The sequence below is a fragment of the Pelatocladus sp. BLCC-F211 genome (assembly GCF_041928655.1).
GTDB lineage: Bacteria > Cyanobacteriota > Cyanobacteriia > Cyanobacteriales > Nostocaceae > Pelatocladus.
The window spans coordinates 1-9,483 of record NZ_JBHFLM010000205.1; the positions used below are offsets into that span (position 1 = coordinate 1).

The following is a 9,483-nucleotide window of genomic DNA, read 5'->3' on the forward strand; positions in this document are numbered from 1 at the left end:
ACGTAGTCTCCGTCAAAAAATGAAACGCACTGCTATGGATAACAATTATATGCTTCGGGTTCTCAGTTGTTGTTTTCTTGACTCTACATTAGATTCTTCTAATTCCTTATGTCAAGCCTAATTGAGATGCTCTTACCCTGAATTGCTAGCGGTAAAACCCAAGCTGATGTCGAACGAACGGTAAACCAGATTCTTCCTAATACACAACAACAATTTGTCTACTATTTTCATCTCAAAGGCAAATGAATTTCAATTTCATATCAGTCTATGTCAGGCGGGGTAGTTTATACGCCTTCACCAGAGGCTGTGGAACTTGGGGAGATGATGCGACAGTTTCCGATGCTCCGAGTAAATTGGGCGATCACATTGATTGTGTAGCTCCCTTTGAGTGCATTGCAAGTTCTCTGAAGTAGAGAGTTTGAACCATTGTGAGTTGCTACCTCTACTGACAACACCTATGCCAAACGTTCACACAAAACACAAGCACCCATACAGCAAAGCGCAGCCGACTACAGTTGGGAGCCATTGGAATTTGCCGACCATTGGTCGGCAAACATTTTTGCATATCTCCAATAGGAGAGCGATCGCTCGTGTCAAAGAAGCACTGCACCAAGGCTGGTGCGAGAACCCCACTGGTCTATTTATCAACAGTTGCATTCTTTGGGGCTAAGGGGAAAAACACGGTGACATCCGATGTCAGTGCGTGGTTTGAGTGGGCGCGTCAACAGAGGGAGAGGTGCAGGGTGCGGGGTGCAGAGGGATTTCCTCTCCCTTTCTCCCTGCTAAGAGCCCCCTGCCTCTTCTGCTGGCGATGTCAGGAGGTGTGGTTTAGACTCCATCCGGGGAAGCGGTGGATGTGCAGGAGATGATGCCGAGGTTTCCAATGGAGGCATAAATTGGGCGATCGCTTGCAATCTGTTTGTAGAGTTGAGCAACTGTTCGGCTTTAACACCAAAGCTTGCTACCTCGCTACCCAACTCAGTTTGATTTTTGGATACTGTTACCAACACTAAGGCTTGTCGTAATTTCGCATGGCTTTATGGATCTTCTTCCATCGTTGTTTTTCAGCTAGTTGCGCTCTAATATCTTGTTTGCGGTCTAAATAATTGAGTTCTTTGTGTAACTTTTGATAACTGAGAAATCTTGAGTGATCAAGTTTCTTTTCTGCTAATGCCTGTTGAACTGCACAACCGGGTTCATGATTATGCTGGCAATCTCGGAAGCGGCACTTGAGTGCTAAAGTTTCAATGTCTGTAAAGGTTTCGTGCAAACTGTCATCACCAGCCCAAAGTTGGAGTTCCCGCATTCCGGGAGTATCTATAACCAAGCTGCCATTCGGCAGTAAAATCAATTCACGATTTGTTGTTGTATGTCTACCTCTGTGATCACTTTGTCTTACTGGTTGCACAGCTTGTAGCGCTTCTCCCCGAAGTTGATTGGTAATAGTAGATTTACCAACACCAGAAGACCCTAACAAAGCAACTGTCTGTGCTGCTTGTAAGTAAGGCTTTAACTGATCCAATCCCTCATCCTTTGTTGCATTAGCAACGACGATGGGTACACCAGGGGCGATAGATTCTACTTGTGCCAAGCACTTGTCTAAACAATTGCACAGGTCTAGCTTGTTTAAAAGGATAACTGGATTTGCACCGCTTTCCCAAGCCAGGATTAGATAACGTTCAATTCTTCTAGGGTTAAAATCACCATCTAGCCCACAAACTAACAAGACAATATCAATATTGGCTGCAATTATTTGCTCTTGGATTTTACTACCAATTGTTTTGCGAGAAAATTTACTTTTCCTGGGTAAAATCTCATGGATTGTTGCTTGCCCCTCACAAGCTTGCACACTGATCACAACCCAATCTCCAACTGCTGGAAAGTCTTGAGCTTGAGTGGCTCGATATCGCACTTTCCCTGTTATTTCTGCTGTTAATTCTCCATGTTCGCTATAGAGAATGTAAGTATTTCTATATCCAATAGCAACTCTACCAATGCTAAATCCTTGTTGACGATAAGCCTCAAAGCTGTGAGCAAAAAACTTACTCCAGCCTAAATCATCTAAATTCATCTGATTTCCTCAATCTGTGCTGCTTATTCGACACAAAGCTTCACAGAGGAATTCGAGCTTCATTCCTATAAGAGTGACGACTGAATTATCATCTGTGTGCCTTGTGTAAGTGATTCGAGATCATCAAAGCAATTTGTACGGCTAAAAACTCAATCATCGTTCTTCCTCCCTTTTGCAATACAATTTGGTTACAATAATATTACATTAACGAATTTAGAGAAATCTGTAAAGCAACAAATTTTGATACATTACGCAGTTTGATTAGATACAGTTCAACTTCTCTACTTTCCGGTCAACCAACAAAAAATTTTCAAACAGCACAATCCCGCAAGTGTTGCGAGTGTGGCTACGCTATCAAAGTGAGAAATACTTTGGATAAATCCAAGCGCAAGATCTTGGCGCACCTATGTAAGCTCTGGAATTATTGGTCTAACTGGGGTAAGCTAAATATTAAATATTGAGATCAACGCCTCAAGAGGGCTGAGTCGCTCTCCAACATGCTGTGCGAACGCAAGCCCCTTTCACAATAGCATCCAGTCAGAGTGATTCAAAAAACGTTGAAAGTCACTCTGGATAAAATTTAGCTCTTTTTACATGGGGGGCAAGTTGTATGGCTATTATTAGACATCTCCAGAAATGAGGTATCGACCCTGACTGCACAAGGCTTTTATATTCTTTTTCGGAGATGTCTATTGTGTAGACCTACAACAAGAAATAATAGGCTCCGAAACAAATTCTTGTAACTCCACTTTTGGCAACTGCAACAAATCTTTCCAATCCTTTGCTAGCTGTGTATCGTTGGGTTTTTTACGGCGTTCTTCAGCTAGCAGGGTTAAGGCATCATACCAAAGACTATTTTCTGCAAACAGCAAAATCTGCTCTCTTGGTGTACTTACTCTCTCTAACTGATTTTTCAAATTAGAGTTGATAGAAACTCGCTCAATATATCCTTTAACAAAAGTATCCTTGAGGCGATTTTCTGGATCACAGATGAAGGATAATACCCAATTGTATTTTTTACCACTCTCTAATGCTGGTGAATTTTGCGGTAGGGTGATACTAATAATTCCTGGCGTATTTGTTAACTGCAAAGTCGTCTTGTACGCTTCTTTATTATTCTCATTTAGTAGCAAGAACTCAACTGGATTTGTGGATGTGGGTTGGTAAGGAATGTAAAACCAGAATGTCGGACGTTCAGAAATTGTTAACCCAATGTTTGTTGGTGGGACTAAAGCCGTCATAGATTTTTTAATTGCTGGACAGTCGGCTCTCGCAGCGGCATAGGTTCGCTGACCAGGCGCTCCTTTTGGAGGTAAGATAAAGCTAATAATCCGGGAAATAAGTCCTGATTCTCTAGGCGTATTTGTGGCTTTTGGAGTTTTAGGCTTTTGTCTTTGTTGCTGCTTTAAAATAACTTCATTTTCCCAAACCTTACTAGGTTGCGGGGCTGCTTTAACAACAGGATAAATGCTTAATATTAAGGTAAAAATTAAAGCTAAACTCAGATGTCGAAAAAGTAACTTTGTCATTTTTTATAGAAGTATGGAATAAAGATATGCACAAAACAACAGATACACTCTTTGTTTTACTACTGCCGTTTATACGGTAATTGGTAGATGTAGCTGAACGTAATCACACTCATAGCAAGAGAAGCTATGATAGAAGGAAGGAATGGTAGCCAGTAGCCATGAATTAAAAGAAACAAGCAGATGCCATAGGAGATGACAAAAATAACACCTATAGTTGTAAGAACAAAAATTATTTTGCGATCGTGCCCAGCAAATTTCTGTGACACAACTGCGACGAACGCACCTCCAGCTAAAGACCAAAGCCAAATATAAAAAACATCTCCCCACCAAGGTAAAACTCTCAACAGAGGACGCCCGTCTAATGCCGCACTAATAATCTGGCTTACCATCTGGGCTTGAACAAATACGCCCCGCATTTTGTCTGACTGTTTGTTAATACTGTATGGTGTAGAAAAATCATCTTTGACACTTTTAGCAGTAACACCAATAATAACTATTCGGTCTTTTACCCAGGAGGGATCAAATCTATCTTCCAGCATGTCTCTTAACGGGACTTGTTGAGCAATATCGCGAGAGCGATAATTAAGCAGTATTTGATAACCATCATTGTGTAAATTTTGGTAGCCTCCTGCCATTGTCTGCAAACGTTGTAAGCGAGTTTTTCCTAACAGTAAATCTCCCGAACGTGTGGTTTCAGGTTTAATACCTTCTTTCGCTAAATAATATAGTGCCAACTTCAGACTCAAAGAATCTTCTGTTTGACAAGCAGTGTTACTGTTAAAAGTTGCACGCCACAGATGGCGACGAAGAATATCATCATTGTCCACATGCACATCAGCAAAACCTAAACGAGCTACTGGCACTTCGGGTGGAGGTTCAATACCTTTGTCCCCAGTTGTGGGGTCATTACCTATGCATATAGCAATGAAATTATCAGTATTTTTTAATTTTTCTGCTACTTCTGGTTGGTCGCCGCTCACAGGAAAATCACGAATAATGTCTAAGCCAATTACACTTGGTAGATGAGGTTTTAGTTTTTCTAAAAGTTGAGCTAATGCGGTATCGGATAATGATCCGCGTCTTTTCATTCCCTGATCATCTTGATATTTTAAATCTTCGTCATCAATAGTAACAACCAATATCCGAGGGTCTATTCCCTCATCTGGGCGTAGGCGCATCATCTGGTCAAACATGTTTAGCTCTGATGATTGCAGTATTCCTAGCATTCGTACTCCAAACACCAAAGCTGTTATGACTAAACTTGCAGATGGAACAAAAACGGAGGGTTTTAATTTAATTCGTGTAGGAATAACTGGAGGGGGTGCTGCAAACAGTTGACCGCCTTCGTTATCTTGCCAGCGTAAATAAAGTACGGGACGATACCACTGATTCCCTTCTACACCCATTGCTTCTCGGCTTTGACTCACTGCCATTGCCAAAGGGTTTTTTTGACCAAGTGAACGATAAAATTGCTCACTAAAGGCTGTTGCACCTGCCACACTCACTGAATACTGCATCGCTACGATTGCTGGAGTGCGGTGAGCAATTAAGCTTTGAGCTACACCGTTAAATACTGAAGTTCCAGTTAACGCTAAACCAGATTGACAAGCGCTTAGTACCACTAGAGTCACACCACGTAACTCCTTAGAGTCATCAGTAAAACTATTTTGTTGTAGCAGAGTACCAATTTCCCTAGCACTCACATAATTTGGTTTGCCAGTTTCATCCTCAAAAACTAGATATCCTTGCGGTTCAGGAAGTGAGGCATGACAGCGTTGGCAGTTATTTATTTTTACACCTTTATGTATGGTGCGACATAGCTGACCATTATCCAATATATTATTACAGCGTTTTCCAAATAAACCATGTCCATCGAAGTGGATGATATGGGGGGCTGTCTCATCCCGGTGTTCAGTTAGATAATCCCGCAGAGCTTTAAAAGTGGGGGGTTTCAGTTCAACTAGCCGAATATGACCTTCTTTTTCGGCTATTCCTAAGCCTCTGCGTACTGCTTGTTGTTCTTGTGTTGGTAGCTTTTCCAAACCATTTTCTGGGTCAGAAGCAGCAGAGGAGATTAACAAAACGTTAACTCGCTCCATTGATGGTAGCTTGGGCGGTGCAGCATCGTAGGTAATGTAACGAGAGAAAGTGACTTGTTGTTGAGTCAAAAACCCTCGGTCATCGTGCATTAATTCCCAAGGATAATCAGGTAGCCGAGTCGAGCCTATGATATCTGCTGCTATTTCCAGTTGTATATGCAGTTGAATTCCGTTATTCTGGGCTAAGTTAATCGCATTTTGCAGCACTTTTGCGACTTTAGAGCCTGGTGGAAAAAGTGATTGATACAGTGCCTTCCCAATATTTGTGAGAAAATGCGGATGGAAGGTTTTTTGGTCTTGAGCTAGTAGACCAGCTTGCACCATCCAATCTTGTTCACCAGAACGCTGAAAGTCCTCTGATCGAAAACGAATAGCTTCTAGAGATTTGATAACGGTAATTAGCCAGTTTATTCTCTCTTGCCAAAAAGGTAATGTTGAGTTGATTTCTGCCTGACCAACTCGTGATCCATTGACGCTGACTTTGAAATCAGCCTCATTAATGGGAGATAGGTATACCTTTAATAGCTCCATTAGCCATCCTTACTATTTAGCCTAAGAGGTCGCCAAGGGGTTTGTCGTTACTACCCTTCAGTAGTCCTTCTGTGCTAGTTTATTCCAGCACCTTCCACTTTTGTGGGTAGCGGGTTTTATAAAGTGCAATTCGCTCTTCTTTGCTCAGTAAAGGAGTTAGAGTTACAGTAACCTTTTGTACATCATCACGACTGCCTCCGCCACCTAATTCCACAACGTAGACTTTGATACCAGCTTTACCCTCTTTACGTGCAGTCACTTGCAATTCCAGATTCACTTGGTCAACACTAAATAAGGGTATTGGTTTTTCTCCTTCTGCTTCTGTTGAAAGCAACTCTTGCTTGATATGTTCAATCAGTTCTGCTAATCCGATAGAATTTTCTTCTGACATTTCATGCTCCTTAGCTATTTATTGGTAACTAAACTTGAGTTATTCAGATTCCCCAATGAGAGTAAATGCTGCCTATTGAGAAGGATTAGCCCGGATTTCTCACTTGTGAGAAATCCAGATTCAAAAATTATTTCCTTTCAAAGCTGCCACTAAAATTCGCATTACTTGCTCCAAATCTTCAGGAACCCGATAGCTATTAATCCCCTGTTCAAAATGCTTTCTGTTGCGGTCGAGCCTACCAAATTGCCATATTGTGCCTGTAGAAACAACGCCAATTAAAATTGGCTGTTGGTTAACTGTAGTCGCACCCTCCCACTGGTCAAGTGCCACCAATTCGGCGACTAACTGCGTAAAACCTCTCGTCAAATCCTCGTATTTTGCCTCAATGACTAATAGTTGATTGACGGAATTTACCCGCAGTAAATAATCTAAATTTCCCTGAAGCCAATTAGAAACTTTTAAACTATATTCAATTCGTAATTCTGCCTGTGTGTAATGAATTAACTCCGTCACCACCCGCGAGATGAGAATTTCTCGTCTTGCGAGTTCATTAGTCAACGGTACAAATGGTAGTACCTCTTCAATGCGATCGCGTAATTCTCCCAAGCGGTCAAGTTCATCAGGGAACTGGGGTAAATTAAGCACCCTTCGAGTTAAACTATAGCCAAATTCATTAGCAAGTTCACTAGCTTCAAAGCCAAGCTCAAAGTATCGGCTGAAAGTATAACTTTGATTAGAGTCAAGAATTGACATAAGCTCGCGCTGCACATGACATTTTTCTTATATTACGGTTTACGAGGTCGTAGCGTCTGAATACTTGAATTATTCAGATTCCCCAATTAGAGTAAAAGCTGCCCATTGAGAAGGATTGGGATGTTTTTTCTTAGTTGTCAGCATCGCTTGGCGTAATGCGGTAGCTTTATCTGGTTGATGTTCGAGATTTTGATAAAACTGTGTCATTAACTCAGCAGTCGGTGCATCGGGTATCGACCACAGGGAAACTATGACACTGGGAACCCCTGCGGCGATAATAGAACGAGACAGCCCAATGACCCCATCACCTGTTAGCCTTCCCTGTCCTGTATCGCAAGCACTCAAAACGACTAATTCGGCACTTAAAGCAGAACCTTGTGGTGGTGTATACAAATTTAGGATATCTTCTGCTGTTAACAAACCGTTATCCTGACCTTCGGGAGCAAAGACGATAGAACTTCCCAATCCCCGAATATCATCTAATAAGCCATGAGTTGCAAGATGAATTATTTTGGCTTTACGTAGTTTTTGTAACACAGCATTTTTGGTAGCTTGATCGCCGATCAAGGCTTGAGTTTTCCAGAAGGAAGCAATAGCTAGGGCTTCTTTTTCTGAACCAGGAAGCGGATTTAACTGCTTAGATGATTCTCCAGGTTTTAAAGAAACCTTTGGCATTGTAGGATTACCGACTACCACAACATCTTTAGCTGAACCTGGTACTTTTTGTCGAAGTTTGTGAGTAGAATCTAATACTTGAATTGAGGGAGCAGTGAGGATGGTATGTTTATCGATTAAGTACTGCCCCGATGGGTCTTGCAATGCTGGGAAGGGAACGAGAAATAGAGAATCTTGGGGAATGAAGATGACGCGAGCGGTTTCTTCTTTTGGTAGTAAGTCTGCAATTGGTTGGATGAGTAGCTGATGAAGCTCCTGTAATTGGGGGTTTTTCGTGTTAGTGCTGGCGCTATTCGTAACCTTTTCTACAACATCAGTAATTGGGCGATCGCTTTTTGTCCCTGTGCCACCAGAAGGTAGCCAAACAGTAATTGTTTGATTCTGTGGGTTGACAGAGAGTACTTCCCATGCATCCCATTCTGGAAGGTCATCTTTAAGTCGGACGCGATCGCCTGGTGCGAGAGCAATGTTATTACTACCCCTCAAGGCAACATTCATACCTTTAACAACCGAATAACGAGCCTGGACTACTTTATCTGTTAGGGAGATATTTTGTTGTTGCCACAGGGGTTTGAGATCAACTGGGTGAAATTTGGCTTCGCCAGTGGGTTTTACGACCCAAATATATAGTTCTGATTCCTTAGTTTCTTGTTTACCCTGAATTTTAAATTCATCGTAAATAATCGAATATTCAACAATAGTGGCGTTTTGTACTTTAGCGATTTGTTTAATTTCTTCAATTGTTGGAGGAGGTAGTAATTTTTCTTGGGGCTGAGGGGATAAACCAGAAGCAAGTAACTCCACAAAAGCACGCGCCCGTCCGCGTTCGGCAATTTCTAAGGCTGCATCAGTTTTATTCTGAGCAATGAGGACTTGTTGTAAGATGCGATAGGTGTTACGTTGCGTGTCAAGAATAGATATTTTATCGTTATCTTTTAATCCATCTCGTAGAGATTCTTTAATTTTGATTGATTCAAATAGGGTACTCTCTGCTAAAGTTAATTTTCCTTGTTTGTAGAAAACAATTCCTAGATTGTTCAGTGAATTACTCTCACTTTGACGGCCTTTAATTTCTCGTGCGATTTTTAAGCTTTGTTGTTGGTAATTAATCGCTTTTGGGTAGTCTCCCAAGAAATCGTAGGCAATGCCGAGTTCTAGTAGTACTGTAACTTCATTTCGACGGTATTTAATTTCTCGTGCTAAAACCAAGCTTTGTTGTAGGTAGTCAATGGCTTTCCAGTAGTCTCCCGAAACATTGTAGGCAACGCCGAGATTTGCCAGTGATGCACTCTCACTGGAGTTTAGACTAAAAGCGATATGAGAGAACGCAAACCAAATGGAATTAGAGGTTAAAAATATTCTCAAGTCAGCCTCAAAGCATCCGCGGCCTTGAACAATTATTGTGTAGTATGCTTGTTGAGAAAAAATACAATA

The 9,483-nt window shown here is 41.5% G+C and carries 9 protein-coding genes; 2 read left to right on the forward strand and 7 right to left on the reverse strand.

Going from position 1 to position 9,483, the window contains the following annotated elements; translation table 11 throughout:
• The first annotated feature begins 242 nt into the window (after nt 1-242).
• The gene (locus tag ACE1AT_RS25080) at nt 243-413 is read left to right on the forward strand and encodes a hypothetical protein (protein WP_374873355.1); all 171 of its coding nucleotides are present in this window, start codon (nt 243-245) and stop codon (nt 411-413) included.
• 44 nt (nt 414-457) lie between these two features.
• Nucleotides 458-670 (forward strand): hypothetical protein, encoded by a 213-nt coding sequence (locus tag ACE1AT_RS25085; RefSeq protein WP_374873357.1) that lies wholly within the window; start codon nt 458-460, stop codon nt 668-670.
• 112 nt (nt 671-782) lie between these two features.
• On the opposite strand, the gene ACE1AT_RS25090 is transcribed toward ACE1AT_RS25085, so the two are convergent.
• The 7 genes from ACE1AT_RS25090 to ACE1AT_RS25120 form a co-directional block, all read right to left on the reverse strand.
• On the reverse strand, nt 783-1,010 hold the full coding sequence (locus ACE1AT_RS25090) for a hypothetical protein (RefSeq protein ID WP_374873359.1): 228 nt from the start codon (nt 1,008-1,010) through the stop codon (nt 783-785).
• Entirely contained in the window at nt 1,010-2,071 is a 1,062-nt protein-coding gene (rsgA, locus tag ACE1AT_RS25095) for a ribosome small subunit-dependent GTPase A (protein WP_374873361.1), read from the reverse strand. The genes ACE1AT_RS25090 and rsgA overlap by 1 nt, the downstream gene beginning before the upstream one ends.
• A gap of 689 nt (nt 2,072-2,760) precedes the next feature.
• A complete protein-coding gene (locus ACE1AT_RS25100) occupies nt 2,761-3,600 on the reverse strand; it encodes a DUF928 domain-containing protein (RefSeq protein ID WP_374873363.1) in 840 nt (279 codons plus the stop codon).
• A 59-nt stretch (nt 3,601-3,659) separates the two neighbouring features.
• The gene (locus tag ACE1AT_RS25105) at nt 3,660-6,230 is read right to left on the reverse strand and encodes a CHASE2 domain-containing protein (RefSeq protein WP_374873365.1); all 2,571 of its coding nucleotides are present in this window, start codon (nt 6,228-6,230) and stop codon (nt 3,660-3,662) included.
• Nucleotides 6,231-6,309: 79 nt separating this feature from the next.
• Entirely contained in the window at nt 6,310-6,621 is a 312-nt protein-coding gene (locus tag ACE1AT_RS25110; protein ID WP_374873367.1) for a trypco2 family protein, read from the reverse strand.
• A 120-nt stretch (nt 6,622-6,741) separates the two neighbouring features.
• The gene (locus ACE1AT_RS25115; RefSeq protein WP_374873369.1) at nt 6,742-7,374 is read right to left on the reverse strand and encodes a hypothetical protein; all 633 of its coding nucleotides are present in this window, start codon (nt 7,372-7,374) and stop codon (nt 6,742-6,744) included.
• Nucleotides 7,375-7,443: 69 nt separating this feature from the next.
• A partial coding sequence (locus ACE1AT_RS25120) for a CHAT domain-containing protein (RefSeq protein ID WP_374873371.1) occupies nt 7,444-9,483 on the reverse strand: 2,040 nt, incomplete at its 5' end.

Coding starts and splice junctions, on each gene's coding strand:
- ACE1AT_RS25100 (WP_374873363.1), bottom strand. CDS start 3,600: ATGACAAAGTTACTTTTTCGACATCTGAGTTTAGCTTTAATTTTTACC.
- ACE1AT_RS25115 (WP_374873369.1), bottom strand. CDS start 7,374: ATGTCAATTCTTGACTCTAATCAAAGTTATACTTTCAGCCGATACTTT.
- ACE1AT_RS25085 (WP_374873357.1), top strand. CDS start 458: ATGCCAAACGTTCACACAAAACACAAGCACCCATACAGCAAAGCGCAG.
- rsgA (WP_374873361.1), bottom strand. CDS start 2,071: ATGAATTTAGATGATTTAGGCTGGAGTAAGTTTTTTGCTCACAGCTTT.
- ACE1AT_RS25080 (WP_374873355.1), top strand. CDS start 243: ATGAATTTCAATTTCATATCAGTCTATGTCAGGCGGGGTAGTTTATAC.
- ACE1AT_RS25105 (WP_374873365.1), bottom strand. CDS start 6,230: ATGGAGCTATTAAAGGTATACCTATCTCCCATTAATGAGGCTGATTTC.
- ACE1AT_RS25110 (WP_374873367.1), bottom strand. CDS start 6,621: ATGTCAGAAGAAAATTCTATCGGATTAGCAGAACTGATTGAACATATC.